Origin of the sequence: Fusobacterium sp., from assembly GCF_032477075.1 — a bacterium.
Classification (GTDB): Bacteria; Fusobacteriota; Fusobacteriia; order Fusobacteriales; family Fusobacteriaceae; genus Fusobacterium_A.
Window position 1 is genome coordinate 53,165 of the sequence record NZ_JAWDXO010000013.1, and the last position, 22,067, is coordinate 75,231.

The window sequence follows — 22,067 nt, forward strand, 5'->3', positions numbered from 1 at the left end:
AACTATTAAGGAGGAGATTATATTATGAAAAAATTAATAAAAAATGGTTTTGTTGTTGATGGCAGTGGAGAAAAAAGATATAAGGCAGATGTTCTTATAAATGGAGATAAAATAGAAAAAATAGGAACAATAGACAATATTGAAGGAGCTGAGATTATAGATGCAACTGGAAAAATTGTAGCTCCTGGATTCATAGACACTCACAGTCACTCAGATTTAAAAGTATTAATAGAACCATTTATTGAGCCTAAACTTCGTCAAGGAATAACTACAGAAATACTTGGGCAGGACGGAATCTCAATGGCTCCCCTTCCAAAAGAATTTATAAGCTCTTGGAGAAAAAATCTGGCTGGGCTGGATGGAGACAGTGATCTTCTTTCTTGGGACTGGGAAACAACAGATAAATATCTTGACCTTATAGCAAAGACTGGTTCTGGGCCTAATGAACTGTATTTAGTTCCTCATGGAAATATCAGAATGGAAGCTATGGGACTTGAAGCAAGAGTGGCAACTGATGAAGAATTAGCTAAAATGAGAGATATTACTAGAAGAGAGATGGAAGCTGGTGCAGCTGGACTTTCAACTGGGCTTATTTATATACCTTGTGCTTATTCAGATACTAGAGAATTAGTAGAAATCTGTAAAGTAGCAGCAGAATATGACAGACCTCTAGTTATACATCAAAGAAGTGAAGCAGATACTATGATAGAATCTATGAATGAAGTTATAACTATAGCTAGAGAAAGTGGAGTAAAAATTCACTTCTCTCACTTCAAAATATGTGGTAAAAAGAACTGGCATCTAATAAAAGATATCATTGCTCTTCTTGATAAATGTAAAGAGGAAGGAATCAAAATATCTTATGACCAGTATCCATATGTTGCAGGAAGTACAATGCTTGGAGTTATTATTCCCCCTTGGGCACATGCAGGGGGAACTGATAAACTTGTAGAAAGATTAGGAAACAAAGCTGACAGAGAAAAAATGAAACATGATATAATCAATGGAATTCCAGGTTGGGATAACTTTATAGATTTTGCTGGGTTTGAAGGTATATATGTAACTTCAGTAAAAACAAAAGCTAATGAAGACTGTATAGGAAAAAATCTTATAGAAATAGGTGAACTAAGAGGAAAAGACAAATTTGATGCAGTATTTGATTTGTTAAAAGAAGAAGAAAATGCTGTGGGAATGTATGACTACTATGGAAAAGATGAACATGTAGTTACTTTCATGACAAGAGAAGAAAGCAATATATGTACAGATGGACTTTTAGGAGGAAAACCACACCCCAGAGTATATGGAGCTTTTCCAAGAGTTATAGGGAAATTTGTAAAAGAAATGAAGGCTATGACATTGGAAGAAGCAGTTTATAAAATGACATATAAATCTGCTAAAACATTTAAAATAGATAATAGAGGACTATTAAAAGAAGGATACTTTGCAGATGTGGTTATATTTGATGAAAATACAACTATTGATAAAGGAACTTTTGTTGACCCTATTCAATTCCCAGAAGGAATAAGTCATGTAATGGTAAATGGAGAACTTGTAATCAACAATTATGAGAAAAATGAAGTATTGCCAGGAAGAGTTATCAGAATCAAAAAATAGCTACCGCTTACAAAATCATTCGTGAATTTTGTACTCTAAATAATTCTTAAAGAAAGAGCATGAGAAATCATGTTCTTTTTTTTGTGCTCACACTGAAGAAGGAAAATTGACTTTTTCAGGTAAATCTGCTATAATTAAATTACTCGTAAGAAAGAAAAAAATGTCATGAAGTAGGCTTTCACATTAGTGGAAGCCTTTTTCATACTTATAAGTTACTGACATTTCTTGTAAGTAGTAGATTCTTTTTTACGGGGAGGTTTAGTATGTTTAAACTGGAGTTTCACTTTAACAACAATAAGATTGAAGGAGGTACTTTAATAATTATTCTTTTAATCATTGCTGCTATTGTGATTTGCTTCTTAGTTTACTAAACTAAGCCTCAACCCTTCGGGGTTAGAAGCAGGAGATAAATATTAAATTACTGTAAAGAAAATAAAATATAAATTTGTGAAGAGTCATTTTTGGCTCTTTTTTTGTTGGTAAATGTTGGAAAATGTGAAGAATTAAATTGAGAATAAAAGATAGGAAAACACCTAGAAAAATCTAAATATAGAGTGATGAATATAAAAGTTAGAAGAGATATTTTATATCTTTATGTATTAAATTTTATCTTTAGTTTCAAAATCAGTTCAAATTTTTCTAAAAAATCGTTGATTATTTTTGGGGAATGTGATATATTGTTGTTAACGGTTGGATGATGTGAGAATTTGTTGAAAAAATAAATGGATACAAATTTTGATATAGTATATAATTGTAGATAATGACACATATTTTGAGAAAATGTAATATTATGTGAACTGTATCAAAGGAGGTATTTAAAAAATGCTGGCAATTCAAAGATTAAAAGAGATTGAGAAAATCTTAAATGAAAAGGGAAGTGTGATAATAAGCACACTAAGCAGACAATTCAATGTATCTGAAGAAACTATAAGACGTGATTTAGATAAACTTGAGAAAACGAAAGTTTTGAAAAGAGTAAGAGGAGGTGCATACCTCCAGTCAGAAACTGACAAGCAGGTTCCATTAGAAATAAGAGAAAAAATATATCTTGAAGAAAAACATGAAATAGCAAATAAATCTATTGAATTTATTCAAGATGGGGATACTTTAATGATAGACAGCAGTACTACAGCTGTATGTGTGGCTCAGAATATAAATAAATACGAGAAAAAGGTTACTGTAATAACTAACTCGATAAGAGTTGTAGAAGTATTTCAAGATTCCAAATGGGTAAAAATAGTATGTGTTGGGGGAAGTTTTAGAAAGAGAACAAAATCTTTTATAGGAACTCAAGCTGTAAATCAGCTGGAAACTCTTTATGCAAATAAAGCATTTGTAAGCTGTACAGCAGTTAATAGAAAATTTGGAGTGACAGATGATAGTGAAAGGGAAGCAGAAATCAGAAGAAAAATGATAGCTAATTCAGAAGAAACATTCTTGATAGCAGATAGAACTAAGTTTGATAATCTGGAATCTCATTTGATCTGTGGATTGGAAAAAATAAATCATATTATAACAGATCAGAAATTATCAAATGAATGGGAAGAATCTCTTAAAAAACTGAAGGTAGACATTGTATATATATAATTCTAAGAAAGTGCATAGAAAAAGGTATATATTTAGAAAAGATGCTCATGAAAAAATAAGAAGTATAACTCTTGAAAAATTTAAAAAATTAACAAAAGAAGATATTGTGAATATTTTAAAAATGTCGAAATAGGAAGGTAGAAACTGAATGTTATTAGAAAAAGAAAGAAAAGAAGTAATGGAATACGGCAGACGAATGATAAAAGAAGGTCTTACCAAAGGAACTGGAGGAAATATAAGTGTAGTTAACAGAGAAAAAAATCTTATGGCAATTACTCCAAGTGGAATTGATTATCTTGAAATAATTCCAGAAGATATTGTAGTCATAGATGTACAGACTGGAAAAATAGCAGATGGAAATAAAGTTCCTTCAAGTGAAGCAGATATGCACAGAATATTTTATAAATATAAAAATGATATAAATGCAATGGTGCATACTCATTCAAAATATGCAGCAGGTTATTCATGCATCAATCAAAAACTTCCAGCAATACATTATCTTCTGGCAGTAGCAGGAACTGATGTGCCTTGTGCAGAATATGCAACTTATGGAACTGTGAGATTAGCTAAAAATGCTTTCAAAGCAATGGAGGGAAGAAAAGCAGTACTTCTCAGCAATCATGGGATGCTGGCAGGAGGGGCCAACCTGTCAGAAGCCTATAATATAGCTGAAAATGTAGAATTTTGTTGTGAATTATATTTTATAGCAAAAACTGTGGGGGATCCAAAAATTCTTTCAGAAAAAGAGATGGAGAATATGGTAGAAAGATTTAAAGATTATGGAAAAAAATCAGAAGAACATGAAGAAATCTAGGGTGGATTAAAATTTATATAAAAAATATTTAGGAGGGGACATATGGAGAAAAAAGGAAATATCAAAGGCTTGATTCCACTGTTTGTATTTTTAGGGTTATATGCAGGAGCTGGAATCTTTACAGGAAGTTTTGGGAACATGCCGTTACTGACAGCATTTATGATTACCATGGGACTATCTTTCTGTTTAAATAAAGAGGGAAAAAAAGAAACATTAGATGAAAAAGTAGATATTTTCTGCAAGGGGGCAGGAGAATCTACATTGATTTTAATGGTGGTAATTTTTCTTTTGGCAGGAGCTTTTTATTCTGTAGCAGATGCTATGGGAGCTGTTAGTTCTACAGTAAATTTAGGACTATCTGTACTTCCAGCAAAGATGCTTCTTCCAGGGCTGTTTTTGGTAGGGTGTGCACTTAGCTTTTCAATGGGAACATCTATGGGAACTGTAAGTGCTTTGACGCCAGTAGCTGTAGGAATAGCAAGAGAAACTGGGATAGCACTGCCTTTGGTATGTGGGGTGGTTATAGGCGGAGCAATGTTTGGAGATAATATGTCATTCATTTCTGACACAACTATTGCAGCAACAAGAACTCAGGAAGTAGGAATGAAAGATAAATTCAAAGTCAATTTTGCTATAGTTCTTCCAGCAGTTATCATTAATATGATATTGATATCTTTTATGGGAGGAAACGGAATAGAAGGGAAAGTATATGAGTATAATCTTGTGAATATAATTCCATATATTTCTATCATTGTTCTGGCTCTTACAGGACTTAATGTAATTAATGTGTTGGGAATAGGAATAGCTTTAGGACTGGGAATAGGACTTTTCCATGGAAGTTTTACTTTTGTAGAAATTTTTGGAATACTTCAAAGAGGTCTTGGATGGATGGAGGATATGTCTATAATTGCTATTGTAGTTGGAGGGGTAGTTGCTCTTATGGATCATTTTGGTGGTATCAGCTATCTGCTGGAAAATCTTACAGCCAGAATAAAGAGTAAAAAAGGAGCTGAAACAGGAATTGCAGTTCTTGTGAGCCTTCTTGATTTAGCAACTACAAATAATACTGTATCAATTATTACAGCAGGACCTTTGGCAAAAGATATAGCAGATAAATTTGGTGTAGATCGTAAGAGAGTAGCAGGACTTCTTGATTTGTTCTCATCAGCATTTCAAGGGTTGATGCCTTATGCAGGACAGATATTGATGGCAGCAGGAATGGCTCAGATATCACCAGCTTCTATTGTACCTTATTCATGGTATTCTATGCTGATGATAATGATGGGAGCTTTGTCAATAGCTACAGGACTACCTAATTTTAAGGATAGCAAAGCATAGTATTTTTAATAGAAAGAGGGATAAATATGAATAGAATGGACCAAGGATTAGCTTTTATGCTTCAATATGAAAATATTGCATGGTATGAAAATGGAAAAGTGAGAATTTTAGATAGAAGAATTTATCCAAGAGAAGTAAAATTTGTGGAGTGCAGTGATTATCATGAGGTAAGACAGGCTATTACAGATATGGTGACACAAAGTGCAGGACCTTATACAGCAGCAGGAATGGGAATGGCTCTGGCTGCTCATCAGGCAGAGGGGTTGTCTAAAGAGGAACAGATAGCTTTTTTAAAAGAAGCTTCTGATGTAATATCTCATGCAAGACCTACTACTGTAAATCGTATGAAACTGATAACTGAATCATGTTATGAAGTTGGGAAAGAAGCTGTTGAACAAGGAAAATCAGCTGTAGAAGCAATCTTTCAAAGAACAGTTGATTCTCTTGAGAGAAGGTATGGAAGAATGTCAGAAGTGGCTAAGAATCTTGTGAAGCTTTTTCCACAAAAAGGAAAAGTGATGACACAATGTTTTGGTGAAACAATTGTAGGGTGTATGGGAAGAGAAATAAAAAACCAAAATAAAGATATAGAATTTTTCTGCCCAGAAACAAGGCCATACCTTCAGGGAGCACGTCTTACAGCAAGTGTTTTGAAAGATCAAGGCTTTAAAGTTACAGTAATTACAGATAATATGCCTGCATGGACAATAAAATCTAAAGGAATAGATGTATTTACTTCAGCAGCAGACTCTATCTGCATGGATGGACATATAGTAAATAAAGTGGGAACTCTGCAAATTGCTATAGTTGCAAAATATTTTGGAATTCCTTATTTTGTTACTGGTATTCCTGATGAAGATAAAAAGCTTGAAAATATAGTAATAGAGGAAAGAAATCCAGAAGAAGTGCTGACATGCAATGGCATAAAAAATACTTTAGAAGGAGTAGAAGCATATTACCCATCTTTTGATATTACTCCACCTCATTTAGTCAGTGGTGTTGTTACAGATCAGGGAATATATTCTCCATATAATCTGGCAGAATATTATGAGAAAGAAGTAGAACAATATTATTAAGAAAGAGGGAAGATTATGAATAAATATTTAGAACATTTTCGTATGTCAGCAGCAGATGCTGTTGAATATACAAAATATTTTGGAATTTTTTCAAATGAAGCTGAATTAAGAGGGGAAGAAATTGGAGATGGAAATATAAACTATATTTTCAGAGTAGTAGAAGATAAAACTGGAAAGTCTGTTGTATTAAAACAGGCAGATAAATTTTTACGTTCATCTGGGCGTCCTCTCGATTTAGATAGAAGCAGAATTGAAGCAGAAATACTGAAACTGGAAGGGGAATATGCTCCTGAATTTGTACCAGAAATATATCGTTATGATAATATTATGTGTGTAATAGTGATGGAAGATATTTCTGAATATAAGAATTTAAGAAAAGAGCTTATGGATGGAAAAATATTTAAAAATTTTGCTGATGAAATAAGCAGTTTTTTAGTGGATACACTTCTTCCAACAACAGATTTAGTTCTGGATAGAGGGGAGAAAAAAGACAGAGTAGAAGCTTTTATAAATAAAGAACTGTGTGATATATCAGAATGTCTTGTATTTACAGAGCCTTATGTTAATGACAGAAACAGAAATATTGTTATTCCAGAAAATATGGAGTTTGTAAAAAAATACTTATATGATGATAAAGAACTTCATGTTGAAGCAGCAAAACTAAAAAATAATTTTATGAATAATGCACAAGCTCTTATTCATGGTGATCTTCATTCAGGTTCTATATTCATTAATGAAAAAGGAATGAAAGTCATCGACCCAGAATTTTCTTTTTATGGTCCTATGGGCTATGACATTGGAAATGTTATTGGAAATCTATTCTTTCCTTTGATAAATAGAAAATATCTTATGGAAGATGGAGAAAAGAAAAAGAGATTTCTAGAATGGCTTTCTAAAACTATTTCAGATATTTTTGATATATTTGTTATAAAGTTTCATAAAAAGTATAAGGAGATAGTGAAAGATCCTCTTTATGTAAATGAAGAATTTGAAAACTGGTATTTAAATCAGATAATGGCAGACTCAGTAGGTGCAGCAGGTATGGAGATCATCAGAAGAGTAGTAGGAGATTCTAAGGTGATGGAGATAACAAGTGTCACTGATGTAGAAAAAAAGGTAGAGATAGAAAGAGAACTTATTAAGATTGGAATAAAATTTATAAAAGAAAGATATAATATAAAGTCAGGAAGAGAATTGATTTTAAAAACATATTAATATATAAAAGAGGTTGACTCATAAGAAAAGTATAATTTTAGAGTTTTTTTAAGTGGGAGGGTTTGCTGCTAAATAAACAAACCTTTCTAATTTATAGAACTCCAATATTTATCTTAATTTTGGTCAACCTCTTTTGTTATAATTAAAAGTTATTTTATTTAATTTTTTCAGTTATAAATTTTTTAAATTCTTCAAAAGTTCCAATTGAAAAACTATCTTTTTTTAATATTAATCCTTGCTTTTTCCCAATCATTAAGACATAGGCTAACTTATACTCTTTTATTTTCTTGATTTGATTATATTCAAACTCCATTGATATTTTACCTTCTTTTAAAGCAATATTACTCTCAGTAAATTGTAAAATAGATTCTGGTGTTTGTCCATTATGTAGATTAAGAGAAGATTTTTTCATATTTTTCAGATAAACTAAATGATAGAAAATTAATCGTAATGAAATGATGAAAATGAATATAGTTAATACAGCCATAACAAAACGTAAGCTTCTCATTTTAAATAATATAAGATAAATATACAGCAGTGCAATAAGCATGAATAAAAATCCAATTATTCGAGGAAATTTGCAATGGACATCTTTTACATATTCAAGTAGAACTTTTTTATCAGAGTAATATTTATTTTCAAATAATATATTCATTTTCTTTCCTCTATTTTCTGTCATTTTTTTATTTTACTAAAAAATTTTAAGCATTTAAAACATTATATAGTAATTCATATTTTTAGTCTACTTATATTTTGAATAAAATAGAAAATAATTACAGATTTAGGAGAATATAAAGAAAATTACTCTTTATTTTAGAAAATATAATTTTATTTTACAGAGTAACTTCCTAAAATTTTAAGATCTTTACAATTTTTTCTCATAGCATCTATCAAATCTTTTGCTCTCTGTTCTTTTAATTCCCCTACTATTTCTACATAGAAGAAGTACTGCCAAGGAAGATTATGGAGAGAACGAGATTTGATACTTTCCATATTGAACCCATGTTCAGCTACTATTTGAATAATATGTGCAAGCTGTCCTGCATTGTGGTCAACAGTAAATAAAAGATTAAATCTATCTCCTTTTTCTTCAAGTTTTTTAGTTAATGTAATAAATCTTGTAGTATTTTCTATACTTGTATTTATATTTTCTACTAGAATTTTTAAATCATAAAGTTCTGCAGTTTCTCTGCTGGCAATAGCAGCTTTATGTATATCTCCAGCTTCACTTACGAATTTTGCTGCTAATGCAGTATTAGGATATGGAATAGCTTCAAAATTAGTTCCTTTTAAGAAAGTTTGACATTGAGATAAAGCTTGATGATGAGAATAAACTTTTTCTATATCTTTTATTTGAGCCTCTTTTAATCCTAATAAATTCTGATCTATTTTAAGGTCATAAATTCCAGAGATATGACAATCATATTTTAAAAGAAGATCAAGAACTTCTCCCACTTCTCCAGTAAATGAATTTTCAAAAGGAATGACACCATAAGAAGCATTACCATCAGCAACTGCTTTGAATACATCTTCAAAAGTTGCAAATGATTTTAATTTTGAATCTGGAAAAACTTTTTTTGATGCTATATGGGAAAAAGCTCCCATAGTTCCTTGATATGCAACTACACCTTTATTGATTATAGTAGCTTGGTATCTTTTAGAAGTATCCATAAGATTCTGAATAAATTCCTTATATGATTCAATATATTTTTCTTCTGTAATGTAAGCACAGTTTTTTTCTATAACTTGTTTTTCTCTGCCACCATCAAAAATAGGCATATTATTTTCCAGCTTATAGAGAATGACATCTTCTACAGCCTGCATTCTCTTTTGGAAAAGAGCAGCTACTTCTTTATCTACTTCATTTATAATCTTTCTTGCTTCTTCCAATCTATTCATAATTTATTCCCCCTTTAAATTTTGAAATTATTATAGCACTATTTTAAGTGACATTCTATATAAAATTTTTTTACTTTTTTTAAGAGCTTAAAAAATCAGTAAAAATAGGGAGTTTTGCAGAATATAAAAATTAAAATTTAAAAAAATTTTAAAAAAATGTTGCAAAATTTTTAATATGGGTTTATTATAAGTAAAATTCGTTTTTTCGGAGTGATAATTTATGAGAGATAAAAAAGCAGACAATATAGTATTCAGATTTTATTTTAGATAGCCTTGATACAACCATAAAGCCCTTATGGTCTTTTGTTGTATCAAGGCGAAGCATTCAAGGAATTGAATGCTTTTTTTTATATCTGGGAAAAATACAAGGAGGATTTTTATGAAACTGAGAATAGAGCTCAAAGAAAAATGCTATGATATTTATATTGAAAAGGGGATACTTCATAAAATAAAAGAATATATAAACTTAGATAGAAAAGTTATGATAGTATCAGATAAAGGAGTTCCTGAAAAGTATATAGATATAATAAAAACTCAATGTCCAAATGGATACTCTATAGTTGTAGAACAAGGAGAGGGAGCAAAAAGTTTTAAAGTATTTGAAGAAGTATGCAAAAGACTTCTTGATCTAGGATTTCACAGAAATGATTTAATAATAGCACTTGGTGGAGGAGTAATAGGAGATTTAGGAGGTTTTGCAGCAGCTTCTTATATGAGGGGGATAGACTTTATAAATATTCCAACTACTACACTGTCACAGATAGATAGTTCTATTGGAGGAAAGACAGCAATAAATCTTGGAGATACTAAAAATATAATAGGAGCTTTTTATCAGCCAAAAGGGGTATTTATAGATCTGGAGGTTCTGGAAACTCTTTCTGAGAGGCACTATTACAATGGACTTGTAGAAGCATTGAAGGCAGGACTCATATATGACAAGGAACTTTTTGATATATTTGAAAATAAAAACATAAATGATAATCTTCAAGAGATAGTATACAGAGCACTCTTAGTAAAAAAAGATGTGGTGGAGAAAGATGAAAAAGAAGAAAATCTGAGAAAGATATTAAACTTTGGACACACTGTAGGGCATGGAATAGAGGGGTTCTTTCATCTGAAAGATGTGCTTCATGGAGAAGGAGTAGCTATGGGAATGCTTCCTATGATAGAAGATGAAGATTTAAGAGAGAGAACTAAAAAGATATTGAAGAAAATGAATATAGATACAGATATAGAATATGACAGAGAAAAAGTGTTTGAACTTATGCTTAAAGATAAAAAAGCTGATCAAGATAAAATAACTCTGGTAAAGGTAAGAGAGGTGGGAAAAGCTGAATTAGTAAAAGTTCCAATAGAAGAATGTAAAAATTATCTTAAATAAGAGGAGGAGAAATGCAGAGTACAATAGGAAATAGTATAAAGCTCAGTCTTTTTGGGGAATCACATGGAACAGCTATTGGAATAGTAATAGATGGATTGGCTCCAGGAATAAAATTAGATACTGACTTTATACAGCAGCAGCTGGAGAAAAGAAAACCGAAAGGTAAAATATCAACTCAAAGACATGAAGCAGATGATTTTAAAATAGTCAGTGGATATTTTAATGGATATACAACAGGTACACCACTGTGCCTTATAATTGAAAATAAATCACAGTTGAGCAAAGATTATGAAAAAACTAAAAGTATAATGAGACCTTCTCATGCTGATTATACAGCAGATGAAAAATATATGGGATATCAGGACTATAGAGGGGGAGGACATTTTTCTGGAAGAACAACAGCACCTTTGGTAGCAGCAGGAGCAATATTCATTCAGATACTTAAATCAAAAGGAATAGAAATAGGAACCCATATATTAGAATGTAAAAATGAAAAAGATAAAGATTTTTCATCAGATGAAATAATGCTGCTAAAAGAAATCAGAGAATTAAATGAAAAATATTTTCCTGTACTGGAAAAAGATGCAGAAGAAAAAATGAAAAAAATAATAGAAAAAGCAGGAGAGAAATTGGATTCAGTAGGAGGTATACTGGAAACTGCTGTAACAGGACTGCCAGGTGGGATAGGAGAACCATATTTTAATTCAGTAGAAAGTGTACTTTCTCATCTTGTATACTCTATACCAGCAGTAAAAGGAATTGAATTTGGAGCTGGTTTTGGAATAACAGATATGTATGGAAGTGAAGCTAATGACAGTTTTTATTATGAAAATGGAAAAGTAAAAACTAAAACAAATAATAATGGAGGCATTAATGGAGGAATAACAAATTCTATGCCACTTATAATGAGAACTGCTATAAAACCTACACCATCAATATATAAAGAGCAGGAAAGTATAGATATATCTAAAGAAGAAAATGTAAAATTTAATATAGAAGGAAGGCATGACCCAGCCATAATACACAGAGCAAGAGTAGTTATAGATTCTATGACAGCATTTGGGCTGCTTGACCTCATATGTATGAGATATGGATATATGTGGATGACAGATAAAAAATAAAATTAAAATATAAAATAAGGGGGAACAAAAATGATAATAACTTTAAAAAAGAACACACCACAAGAGGAAATTCAAAAGATGATTGAGGCATTAGAAAGTAAAAATGATGTAGCTGTGACTCTTATATCAGGAGAAAACTACAATGTATTTGGTATTGTAGGAGATACAACAAAAATAGATGAAAAAGCATTAAAGGCAAATCCATATGTTGAAGATGTAACTAGAATAGCAGCACCATATAAGAAAGCCAACAGACTTTTTCACCCAGAAGATAGTATCATAGATGTGGCAGGAATTAAAATAGGATCAGGACAGAAAATAGCTGTAATAGGAGGTCCTTGTTCTGTAGAGGGAGAATGCTCTGTTATGGAGATAGCCAAAGAAGTAAAGGAAGCAGGAGCTTCTATGCTTAGAGGGGGAGCTTACAAACCTCGTACATCACCATATGCTTTTCAGGGAATGGCAAGTGAAGGAATACAATGTCTGGTGAAAGCAAGAGAAACTTATGGGCTTCCAATAGTAAGTGAACTTATGAGTGCAGATAAGATAGATGAATTTGTTGAAAATGTAGACCTTATTCAAATAGGAGCAAGAAATATGCAGAACTTTGATCTGCTAAAAGCAGTAGGAAAAATAAATAAACCTATCCTTTTAAAAAGAGGACTTTCAAATACTATAGAGGAATGGATAATGTCAGCTGAATATATTATGGCTGGAGGAAATGAGAATGTAATACTTTGTGAAAGAGGAATCAGAACTTTTGAAAAATATACTAGAAATACTCTTGATCTTAGTGTTATCCCTATTATCAAACAGAAAACACATCTTCCTATAATAATTGACCCTTCTCATGCTACAGGAAACTGGGAATATGTGGAATCAATGGCATTGGCAGCTATTGCAGCAGGGGCAGATGGGCTTATTATAGAGGTGCATAATGATCCTGAACATGCTTGGAGTGATGGAGCTCAATCATTAAAACCTAAAAAATTCAAACATTTGATAGAACAGGGAAGAAAAATAGCAAAAGTCATTGGAAGAGATATGTAGAACTTGCTGTAAGGGGGAAATAAATGAAAGTAAAAATATATCCATCAAAATGTAATGGGAAGACAGTTATACCACCTTCTAAAAGTATGGGTCACAGAGCAATAATATGTGCTTCATTAGCAGCAGGAAGAAGTGTCATAAAAAATGTAGCTTATTCTGATGATATAAAAACAACTATTGAAGGAATGAGAAAACTAGGAGCTGAAATAGAAGAAAATGGAGATATTCTCATTGTAGATGGAATAAAAGATATTACAAAAATTTCAGATGAAATAATAAATTGTAATGAATCTGGTTCAACTTTGAGATTTTTTATACCTATATTTTCTCTCACTGGAAAGAAAATAACTTTTTTTGGAAAAAACAGACTTCTTAAAAGACCTCAAAAAATATATGAGGATATATTTAAAGAACAGGAACTGTATTATTTTCATGATGAAACTAAAATGGAGGTAGAAGGTAAATTGAAAGCTGGAACATATGTGATAGATGGAAATATAAGCTCACAGTTTATAAGCGGACTTCTTTTTACTCTTCCTTTGTTGGAGGGAGATTCTGAAATAAAAATAAAACCTCCTTTTGAATCCGCTTCATATATAGAACTTACTCTTGAAATGCTGAAAAGATATGGAATAGAAATATCTCAGGCAGGCGAACTTACTTTTAAAATTAAAGGAAATCAGAAATATAAACCTTGTGATTATACAATAGAGGGAGACTTTTCACAGCTTGGTTTCTTTGCAGTACTGGGAGCAATAAATAATGATATTGAATGTCTTGGGCTGAATCATGAATCTAGCCAAGGAGACAAAGCTATAATAAAAATATTAAGAGATGCTGGAATAAAAATAGAAAATATTGAGAGAGGATATCTTATTCATAAGAGTATTCCCAAAAGTTGTGAAATAGATCTTGCTGACTGTCCAGATTTAGGGCCGATACTTAATGTATTGGGAATGTATGGAGATGGAAATTTCAGAATCTATAATGCAGGAAGATTGAGATATAAGGAAAGCGACAGAATAGCAGCTATGGAAGAGGAGCTTTTAAAGCTGGGAGTGGACATAAAAACTACTGAAGATGAGATTTTTATATCTGGTAAAAAAATATATGATGGTGGAATAGAAACAGCAGGACATAAAGATCATAGAATAGTTATGAGTCTGGCAGTGGCAGCAACTATTATGAAAAAACCAGTCATCATAGATGGAGCAGAGGCTGTAGAAAAGTCTTACCCAGATTTTTTTGAAGATATGGAAAAGATAGGGATAAAGGTTGAATACTATGATAAATAAAAATACAAAGTTCTTAATTGTAGGATTAGGACTTTTAGGAGGAGCATATGCAAAAGCTCTCAAAAAAAATGGATATATTGTAAATGCTGTTGATATAAATAAAGATAGTATAGAGTATGCTCTTGAAAATAAAATAATAGATGAGGGGGCAGTTTGTGATTATGAAACATTGATAGAAAAGGCAGATGTAATAATATCAGGACTGTATCCTACTACTATGGTAGAATGGATAAAAGAAAATCAGAAATATTTTAAAAAGAGTTGTATAATCACTGATGTCAGTGGAGTAAAACGAGGAATAGTTGACAAAGTACAAGAGATTTTATCTAAAGATATTGAATTTATAAGTTCTCATCCTATGGCTGGAAAAGAAGTTAGTGGAGTGAGGAACAGTGATGAAAATATTTTTAAGATAGCTAATTTTATCATTACTCCTACAGAAAAAAATACAGATGAAGGAATAAAATTTGTAAGAGAGCTGGGAGAGATACTTGGTTTTAGAAATATTACTCAACTGTCTCTTGAAGAACATGATAAAATGATTGGCTTTGTATCTCAGCTTACTCATGTGATAGCTGTATCCCTTATGAATACAAATGATAATACACATCTTGTAGAATATACAGGGGATTCATTTAGAGATCTTACTAGAATAGCTAAAATAAACGAAGTTTTATGGAGTGAACTTTTTCTTTTGAATAAGGAAGTTTTGGTAAAAGAAATAGATGACTTTGCAGCAGAACTAAATAATTTTAGAGAAAAGCTTGTAAATGAAGATACAGAGGGAATGAAAAAATTATTTATTCAGTCAACTGAAAGAAGAAAACTTTTTGATAAAAAAGATGTAAAGAATAGAAAATAAGTAAAATTTTTTGATAATTATTAATATATTTGAATTTAATGTTTTAGGTATAAAAAAATAATTATTAAAAATGTGGATAAAAAAAGGTACTCAAAAATTAGAGTACCCTTATTTTTTATTTAAAACAAAGAGCCAAAGCTCCCAAAATTCCAGCATCTTCTCCAAGAGCTGGAGGAACAATATATTCATCAATATTTTTTAGAATATTTTCAGTTTGGATATAGCCATTTAAAAGCTGAACCACTTTTTTTCTGATTATAGGGAAAAGATGCTTCTCTCTCATTACTCCTCCACCTAACATTATTTTTTCAGGTGACAGAACAAGTATATAGTTTACAAGGGCATGAGCTATATAATATCCCTCCATTTCCCAAGCAGGATGATCATCTGGGATATCTATACCTTTCATTCCCCATCTTCTTTCGAGAGCTGGGCCTGAAGCCATACCTTCCAGACAGTTTCCCCCATGAAATGGACAGTTTCCAACAAATTTATCTCTGGGATGTCTGTTGACAAAAATATGCCCCATCTCTGGGTGAAGCATTCCATGTACAAGTTTTCCTTCAACTATTGCTCCTCCACCGATTCCAGTTCCTACAGTGAGATAGATTGAATTTTTTAAGCCTTTTCCAGCTCCCCATATATATTCACCAAAAGCAGCAACATTTACATCTGTATCAAAATATACTGGGATATTAAAGTTCTTTTTAATTTCTCCAACAAGATTGAAGTTTTTCCATGCAGTTTTAGGAGTGGAAGTTATATAGCCATAAGTTTCAGAATTTTTATTTAAGTCAATAGGACCAAAACATCCTATTCCAATTGCTTCGATGTCTTTACCTTTAAAAAAAGATATGACATTTTTCATTGTTTCATGTGGCAGTTCTGTAGGGAAAGAAACTCTTTCTACTAATTCACCAGATTTAGTTCCTATTCCACATACAAATTTTGTTCCACCAGCTTCTATTGCACCAAAGAACATAGTATCTCCTCCCATTCCCATATACTTTAAAATCATTTTACCTTCTATAATATATTTTACCATTTCTTTAAGAAAGTTTGTAGATGATAAATAAAAAAATTTAGAAAAATTAATTCTCTAAACCACTGTAAGAAATAGATTTTGAATTTGAAGAGAAAAGGAGTATAATAAAGATCAGATGTAGGAGAAAACTATATAATTTGGTATAATGTATTAGATAATATAGATTTAGGAGGAGAAAATGATACTAGCAGGAAATAAGAAAGCATTTTTCGATTATTTCATAGAAGATAAATTTGAAGCCGGTATTGAGTTGGTAGGAAGTGAAGTAAAATCTGCAAAAGCTGGAAAAATAAGTATAAAAGAATCTTTTATAAGAATAATAAATGGAGAAATTTTTATTATGGGAATGTCAATAGTTCCATGGGGATTTGGAAGTGTGTATAATCCAGATGAAAGAAGAGTAAGAAAACTTCTTCTTCATAAAAAAGAAATAAAAAAACTTCACGAGAAAGTATCTCAAAAAGGATATACTATTGTTCCTTTGAATGTTCATCTGTCTAAGGGATATATAAAGCTGGAAATAGCTCTGGCAAGAGGTAAGAAAAACTATGATAAGAGAGAAAGTCTAGCTAAAAAAGATGTAGAAAGAGATCTTCAAAGGATAGCAAAAGAAAGATAAAATTGAAAAAAATTTAAAAATGTGCTATACTCTAATGTAGCATAAAAATTGAATAATGGGGATGCAAAGGTTTCGACGGGGTTCTCAGGTTATAAGTAGCAGGCCAGGTTGACCGCTGTGAGAGGTCAACTCATCGTTTAGATGGAAATAGAAATTACGCTTTAGCTGCTTAATGTCAGCTCACCTTTGAACATATTCTTCTGTAAATGTGTTCAGCCAAGGTGTCACAAAAATACAGATTACCCTAAATGATTTCTCTAAGTTATAGGGGACATTCCAGAGGATAGCTTTAGTTAGCCCTGTCTGTGGGATTAACTACTGCGAAATCTAATAGCAGACTAAGCTTGTAGAAGCCTATGGCGCTGGCAATTTCGGACACGGGTTCAATTCCCGTCATCTCCACCATTTCTAGCCATGTCCATCATTGAAAAAATTTTCATGTCAATAACAACACGGTTGTTGTAGATAGTGACCTTTTCAATGAATGTTTCTAATATATTTTTTATCAGAAATTCATCTTTAGATTTAAAGTCTTTACTTAAATTTAAAAGATGATTTTTTTATAATTAAGGAAAGTATAAAAAATTAAGAAAAAAGATAAATGAAAAGAATAAAATTTGATACATTAGAAATTAAGAAAAAAGATTTCAAAAAATATTAAAAAAACCATATGTGTGAGATATGGTTTGATAAAATATTTGCTTTGTAAAGGTAAGTTATTAAAAAAACAATGCTATAAGTACAATAAAATATTTCAATAAAGATAGTTGAATTGTTCTTATAATATATTTATAAAGATGAATTATTTTAAAAGAAAAAACTTTTTTTCTTGAGAAGTTAGTTTTTAAAAAAATTATAACCTTTATATTTTATTTTATTTTTCAAGTGTATCTTCAGTTTTTATATATTCTTTTAGTACATCATTTATTTTATATTTCTCTATTAAATCATTTATTATTTTTACTTTTTCTTCTCCTAATTTTTGATTAAATAGAGCCTGTTGAAGTTGAGGATATACTTCTACAGTATTTTTATCTTTTAATAGCTCAGCATTATTTTTATACACTTCCAACAATTCATAATCATGTATTTGAACCGTTTTCTGTGCTATTGAATTAAGGTAGAATTCTATTTCCATATTTAACTTCATTTCTTCAAGGTATTTTTTTTCCTCTTCTGTGTATACTTTCTTTTCCATCTCAGCAAGAATAGCTTTTCTTACTAGTAATTGTGCTATTCCATCTTTATTATCTTTCAGAATTTCCAATTCCATCTCTGTTAGTTTTATCATTACAATACTCCTCTTTAATAGATTCTATTTCTTTTTTCTCAAATGCGTTTTTATACTTTTTAAATAATTTTAAAATTATTTTGTCATTTGAACCATATTTTTTTTTAAGTTTTTTTAGACATTCTTTAATTAAGAAATATTCATTTTCTGTAAGTCGACATCCAAGAGAGCAGTAATTTTTTACTCCACTTCCTAAAGGGCGACCTCTTTTCTTTTTTTCTTCCATATTTTTCTGCTCCTTTGTTAATATTTAGATTGTTCTTTTATCAAGACAGCTTAATTTTATATTTAAAGCTAACTCCAGATTTTATTGATGAATATTAAAAACTATAATTTATAATTATTATTCATTATTTTTTTATCATTCCTTTTGTATTTTATAATTTTAATATTATAAATTTTATAAAATATTAAATAAAAAATTATTTTTTCTATCAGAAACTAGTTAGAAAAAAAGAACATTATAAAGCAACAGCAGATTCAAAAATTAAAGAGTAATGGCAATTAAATAAAAAATTATAAAAATTTTCAAAGGAAAAATTAAAAAATATTTGAATACTAACCATGAAACATCAAATTAACTTAGGAGGTTTATAATGATTAAAAAAGAATTTATCACTTTGTACAAAGAAGTAGGAAAATTTGAAACAAAAAAAGAAGCTGAAGAAAAACTGGAAGCATTTCTAAAAACGATAGAAATGGTTCTTGAAAAGAAAGATATGATATCATTTATGGGGTTTGGAAAATTTGAAGTAATGGATAGAGCAGCAAGAAAGACTAGAAATCCGCAAACAGGAAAAATGATGAAAGTTCCTGCTAAAAAAGTAGTTAAATTTAGACCAGGAAAAGGATTAGCGGAAAAAGTTAATAAATAGTTTTATTATAAATTCCAGAGATTAAAACCATTATTCTATAGAAAAGAGCTAAGGAAAAAACTAGCTCTTTTTTTCTATTTTTTGATATAATATGTATTAGTAACAAAGTAAGTAGCCTGGCAACAAAATAGACAAGATAATCTGGTTATGATAGAATAAGATAATAACTGACTTTGGACTATATTGGCTCAAAAAAACAATATATTGTTTTGGACAAGTTACTTAATTGATTACTTGGAGGCAGTATAATTTATATAACTTTTAATAAGAAGCAGATGGGGTGTATGAGATATGGTTCAGTGTAAAATAAGAACAGAATGTGGTAGAGAGGAAGCTGTTATTTGGGAAGAAGTTAAAGAGTCTATTTTCTCACTTGATAATCCTGAACGTGGAACTTCAAACAGAGAAGGAGCTTTTGTTACAATATGGTTTGAGCAAAATGGAACAGATAATGAGTTTATGCAGTGCATGCCTTTTTACCCTAAACCAACTGGTTTTTTTAAAAGACTATTTGGTCTATCAAAAGAGACAAATGTAGGTATTTCTTCTTATATTGTAGAAGTAGGTACTGGTGAAAAAATATATGCAACTCAAGTTAATAGTAAAGAGCAGATTGCCCAAATTTTTCATGAGTATTATTTGAGTCGTAAGCTGCCAGATACTACGAATTGGGAAGATACTGGAATTATTTAAGAATAAATTGTTGAATTTACTTAGTCTACTTGTATAGAGTATTTTGCCAGCGAAATATATAATATTAGTGAAAATATATACTTGAATAAGACAAAATAAATTTAAAAGATGGGCTAAAGGAAATTAAAATACTGGTGTCTATCTATTAATTTTTATTTTACTAACATATCATAAGGTAATTAATAAAAAATTTTTATGAAATTAAAAATTAAAATTATTTTTATAATAAATGATTTTAAAATTTATCTTAATAAATTATATGAAAATAAAACCTTTCCTTTCATTAATAATGTAGGAAAGGTTTCTTTTTTAACGCAAAATAATAAAAAAAATCTACTAATTTAATCTAAAATAATGTATAATAAATTAAACACATTAAAATAATATAAGATGGGGAAAGTATATGGAATTGAAGACACTATTTATTAGTTTTTTTGTATTATCATCAATATCTTTTTCAAATTCAGAAGAAATTAATAGAGAAGGAAGAAGAAGACATGAAGAGGAGATAAGAAAGCTGGAAAAGGCAGAGGGAAAGGAAGAGATTCAATTAAATGAATTAGAAGAAAATATTGAAGCTATTGGGGATGAGATAAGAAGTATTGAATAAATGGGAATACCATTTTAAAAGCTTCAGAAATTGAAACATTAAAAAAGAAGTACATTGGTAAAATAGGTGGAAAAAATATTCTTAATCTCATGAGCTTTAAAAATTTTAGAAGGTCACATTGAAGAGATACGATTTAAAGATGGAAGTAAGGGAAAACTTAATATTTTTACATCTTTTCCTGCTTCAAAAGGAGATGTGTTAAATATTAATGACCTTGATCAAGGAATAGATAATCTGAATTCAGTGTCTTCTAATAATGCTAAACTTGATATTTTGGCAGGTGAAACTCTTGGTGGCAGTATAATCGAAATTGATAATCAGAGAAGTAAAAAGATATCTGGTGTAATAAATTACAATGATTTAGGACAGAAATCAACAGGAAGGGACAGATTGAAAACTTCACTTATCTTTGAAGATATTATAGGATTGAATGATTCTTTTACAGGAACATATCAGAAGAAACTTGGAACAAGTACAAAATACAAGGATAATGAAAACTTTTCTTTCTATTACAGAATTCCAATAAAGTATTGGGAGTTCTCTATATCTAAAGACCAATCTGAATATCTTTCTACAATAAGATCATTTGCTCATACTTATGAATCTACAGGAATTTCAAAGAATATTAACTATTCAGTAAGAAGAATAATCAGTAGAAATAGTAATGGAAAAACATCACTTGGGGTTACTTTAACAAATAAGGAAACTAAAAACTATTTTGATGGAATTAAATTAATAACAAGTTCAAGAAAATTATCAGTATTAAAAGTTGATGTAAATCACAATAGGAGATTCTTTAATGGAGTCTTTTATGGAAATCTGACTTATCATGAAGGATTGGATAGATTTGGCGCAGAAAGTGATGAAGGAAAGGGAGAATATTCTCCAAAAGCGCAGTTTCAAAAATATACAGCAGATGTAAGCTGGTATAGACCATTTAATATAGGAGAGCAGAGGTTTTCATATAGAGTTTCTTTAAGTGGACAGTATTCAGATGATATACTCTATTCTTCAGAGAAATTAGGAATAGGTGATGATACTACAGTCAGAGGTTTTAAAGAAAATTCAATAATGGGTGATAAAGGCTTCTATATGAGAAATGAGATTGGATATAACTATAAGTTTCTAGAGCCATTTATTGCTTATGATTATGGAAGAGTAAAAGATGTATATAAAGATGAATATTATGAAAAAAATGGCAGTGAGATGAGTGGTGCTTCAATAGGTCTTAGGATGTACTTTAATTATTTTGATATGAGTTTTACATATTCAAAACCTTTAACAGCTCCATCATATATAAAAAAGAATACACATGAAATATATTTTACTATGAGTGCTAGAATTTAAACATTTTAAGGGGGAAGATTAAAATGGAAAAGTTACGAAACAGTTTTTTGAAAAAATTAATAATTTATGGTTACATTTTTTTAAGTATTTTTACACAACCGCTTCTTGCAGCAGGTGTAGTCAGAGATCAAAACAGGAATCAACAGGTAAATGTAGAGAAAGCGCCTAATGGAGTTCCAGTGGTAAATATCAATGCTCCTAATAAAAATGGAGTATCTCATAACTATTTTAAAGAATATAATGTTGGAAAAGAAGGAGTTCTTCTTAATAACAGTAGTAAGGAATTTAATAAAACTCAAATAGGTGGAATAATTCAGGGAAACTCTAATCTTAAT

The 22,067-nt window shown here is 30.3% G+C and carries 22 protein-coding genes and 1 other RNA gene; 18 read left to right on the forward strand and 5 right to left on the reverse strand.

Translation table 11 applies throughout. The annotated features are described in order from the left end of the window. Positions 1 to 24 precede the first annotated feature (24 nt). The 6 genes from E6771_RS07390 to mtnK all read left to right on the forward strand — a co-directional run bounded on the left by E6771_RS07390 (position 25) and on the right by mtnK (position 7,644). On the forward strand, positions 25 to 1,614 hold the full coding sequence (locus E6771_RS07390) for a D-aminoacylase (RefSeq protein ID WP_316090593.1): 1,590 nt from the start codon (positions 25 to 27) through the stop codon (positions 1,612 to 1,614). 822 nt (positions 1,615 to 2,436) lie between these two features. Beyond that, positions 2,437 to 3,201 carry a DeoR/GlpR family DNA-binding transcription regulator gene (locus tag E6771_RS07395; RefSeq protein WP_316090594.1) on the forward strand — a complete coding sequence of 255 codons (765 nt, stop codon included), beginning with the start codon at positions 2,437 to 2,439 and terminating at the stop codon, positions 3,199 to 3,201. A gap of 148 nt (positions 3,202 to 3,349) precedes the next feature. Further along, entirely contained in the window at positions 3,350 to 4,015 is a 666-nt protein-coding gene (locus E6771_RS07400) for an L-fuculose-phosphate aldolase (protein ID WP_316090595.1), read from the forward strand. Positions 4,016 to 4,057: 42 nt separating this feature from the next. Then, positions 4,058 to 5,353, forward strand: a complete 1,296-nt coding sequence (locus tag E6771_RS07405; RefSeq protein ID WP_316090596.1) for a Na+/H+ antiporter NhaC family protein — start codon at positions 4,058 to 4,060, stop codon at positions 5,351 to 5,353. A 26-nt stretch (positions 5,354 to 5,379) separates the two neighbouring features. After that, positions 5,380 to 6,429, forward strand: a complete 1,050-nt coding sequence (locus E6771_RS07410; RefSeq protein WP_316090597.1) for an S-methyl-5-thioribose-1-phosphate isomerase — start codon at positions 5,380 to 5,382, stop codon at positions 6,427 to 6,429. Between the two features lie 15 nt (positions 6,430 to 6,444). Beyond that, positions 6,445 to 7,644: an S-methyl-5-thioribose kinase gene (mtnK, locus tag E6771_RS07415; RefSeq protein ID WP_316090598.1), complete on the forward strand. Its 1,200-nt coding sequence runs from the start codon at positions 6,445 to 6,447 to the stop codon at positions 7,642 to 7,644. A 154-nt stretch (positions 7,645 to 7,798) separates the two neighbouring features. On the opposite strand, the gene E6771_RS07420 is transcribed toward mtnK, so the two are convergent. Both E6771_RS07420 and E6771_RS07425 read right to left on the reverse strand, forming a co-directional pair. Further along, entirely contained in the window at positions 7,799 to 8,299 is a 501-nt protein-coding gene (locus tag E6771_RS07420) for a YcxB family protein (RefSeq protein ID WP_316090599.1), read from the reverse strand. Positions 8,300 to 8,472: 173 nt separating this feature from the next. Beyond that, entirely contained in the window at positions 8,473 to 9,543 is a 1,071-nt protein-coding gene (locus tag E6771_RS07425) for a chorismate mutase (RefSeq protein ID WP_316090600.1), read from the reverse strand. 379 nt (positions 9,544 to 9,922) lie between these two features. Here E6771_RS07425 and aroB point away from each other — a divergent pair, with 379 nt between their 5' ends. Genes aroB through E6771_RS07450 form a run of 5 tightly spaced genes read left to right on the forward strand, consistent with a single transcriptional unit; the run spans position 9,923 to position 15,252 of the window. Next, on the forward strand, positions 9,923 to 10,924 hold the full coding sequence (gene aroB / locus E6771_RS07430) for a 3-dehydroquinate synthase (RefSeq protein ID WP_316090601.1): 1,002 nt from the start codon (positions 9,923 to 9,925) through the stop codon (positions 10,922 to 10,924). A gap of 11 nt (positions 10,925 to 10,935) precedes the next feature. Then, positions 10,936 to 12,045, forward strand: coding sequence for a chorismate synthase (gene aroC, locus E6771_RS07435; RefSeq protein ID WP_316090602.1), 1,110 nt, complete (start codon positions 10,936 to 10,938; stop codon positions 12,043 to 12,045). A 30-nt stretch (positions 12,046 to 12,075) separates the two neighbouring features. After that, positions 12,076 to 13,095 carry a 3-deoxy-7-phosphoheptulonate synthase gene (gene aroF / locus E6771_RS07440; RefSeq protein ID WP_316090603.1) on the forward strand — a complete coding sequence of 340 codons (1,020 nt, stop codon included), beginning with the start codon at positions 12,076 to 12,078 and terminating at the stop codon, positions 13,093 to 13,095. A 23-nt stretch (positions 13,096 to 13,118) separates the two neighbouring features. After that, positions 13,119 to 14,390, forward strand: a complete 1,272-nt coding sequence (gene aroA, locus E6771_RS07445; RefSeq protein ID WP_316090604.1) for a 3-phosphoshikimate 1-carboxyvinyltransferase — start codon at positions 13,119 to 13,121, stop codon at positions 14,388 to 14,390. Next, positions 14,380 to 15,252 carry a prephenate dehydrogenase gene (locus E6771_RS07450; RefSeq protein WP_316090606.1) on the forward strand — a complete coding sequence of 291 codons (873 nt, stop codon included), beginning with the start codon at positions 14,380 to 14,382 and terminating at the stop codon, positions 15,250 to 15,252. Before aroA ends, E6771_RS07450 begins: the two co-directional genes overlap by 11 nt. 115 nt (positions 15,253 to 15,367) lie before the next feature. Here E6771_RS07450 and E6771_RS07455 read toward each other — a convergent pair whose 3' ends face one another. Continuing rightward, positions 15,368 to 16,234, reverse strand: coding sequence for an ROK family protein (locus tag E6771_RS07455; RefSeq protein ID WP_316090617.1), 867 nt, complete (start codon positions 16,232 to 16,234; stop codon positions 15,368 to 15,370). A gap of 241 nt (positions 16,235 to 16,475) precedes the next feature. On the opposite strand from E6771_RS07455, the gene smpB reads away from it, so the two are divergent. Then, complete coding sequence (gene smpB, locus E6771_RS07460) at positions 16,476 to 16,916, forward strand: SsrA-binding protein SmpB (protein ID WP_316090607.1); 441 nt, start codon at positions 16,476 to 16,478, stop codon at positions 16,914 to 16,916. A gap of 57 nt (positions 16,917 to 16,973) precedes the next feature. Further along, positions 16,974 to 17,321: a transfer-messenger RNA gene (gene ssrA / locus E6771_RS07465) on the forward strand. Positions 17,322 to 17,790: 469 nt separating this feature from the next. Here the strand turns inward: ssrA and E6771_RS07470 are convergent. Continuing rightward, the gene (locus E6771_RS07470; RefSeq protein WP_316090609.1) at positions 17,791 to 18,207 is read right to left on the reverse strand and encodes a hypothetical protein; all 417 of its coding nucleotides are present in this window, start codon (positions 18,205 to 18,207) and stop codon (positions 17,791 to 17,793) included. Beyond that, positions 18,164 to 18,433 carry a hypothetical protein gene (locus E6771_RS07475; RefSeq protein WP_316090610.1) on the reverse strand — a complete coding sequence of 90 codons (270 nt, stop codon included), beginning with the start codon at positions 18,431 to 18,433 and terminating at the stop codon, positions 18,164 to 18,166. The genes E6771_RS07470 and E6771_RS07475 overlap by 44 nt, the downstream gene beginning before the upstream one ends. 370 nt (positions 18,434 to 18,803) lie before the next feature. Here E6771_RS07475 and E6771_RS07480 point away from each other — a divergent pair, with 370 nt between their 5' ends. From E6771_RS07480 to E6771_RS07500, 5 genes are all read left to right on the forward strand, one after another. After that, entirely contained in the window at positions 18,804 to 19,082 is a 279-nt protein-coding gene (locus tag E6771_RS07480) for an HU family DNA-binding protein (RefSeq protein WP_316090611.1), read from the forward strand. 291 nt (positions 19,083 to 19,373) lie between these two features. Next, on the forward strand, positions 19,374 to 19,775 hold the full coding sequence (locus E6771_RS07485) for a hypothetical protein (protein WP_316090613.1): 402 nt from the start codon (positions 19,374 to 19,376) through the stop codon (positions 19,773 to 19,775). 403 nt (positions 19,776 to 20,178) lie between these two features. After that, complete coding sequence (locus E6771_RS07490) at positions 20,179 to 20,385, forward strand: hypothetical protein (protein ID WP_316090614.1); 207 nt, start codon at positions 20,179 to 20,181, stop codon at positions 20,383 to 20,385. A 162-nt stretch (positions 20,386 to 20,547) separates the two neighbouring features. Next, a complete protein-coding gene (locus E6771_RS07495) occupies positions 20,548 to 21,732 on the forward strand; it encodes a ShlB/FhaC/HecB family hemolysin secretion/activation protein (protein WP_410054670.1) in 1,185 nt (394 codons plus the stop codon). Positions 21,733 to 21,755: 23 nt separating this feature from the next. Next, positions 21,756 to 22,067 (forward strand): hypothetical protein (locus tag E6771_RS07500; protein ID WP_316090615.1); only part of this gene is annotated, 312 nt, incomplete at its 3' end.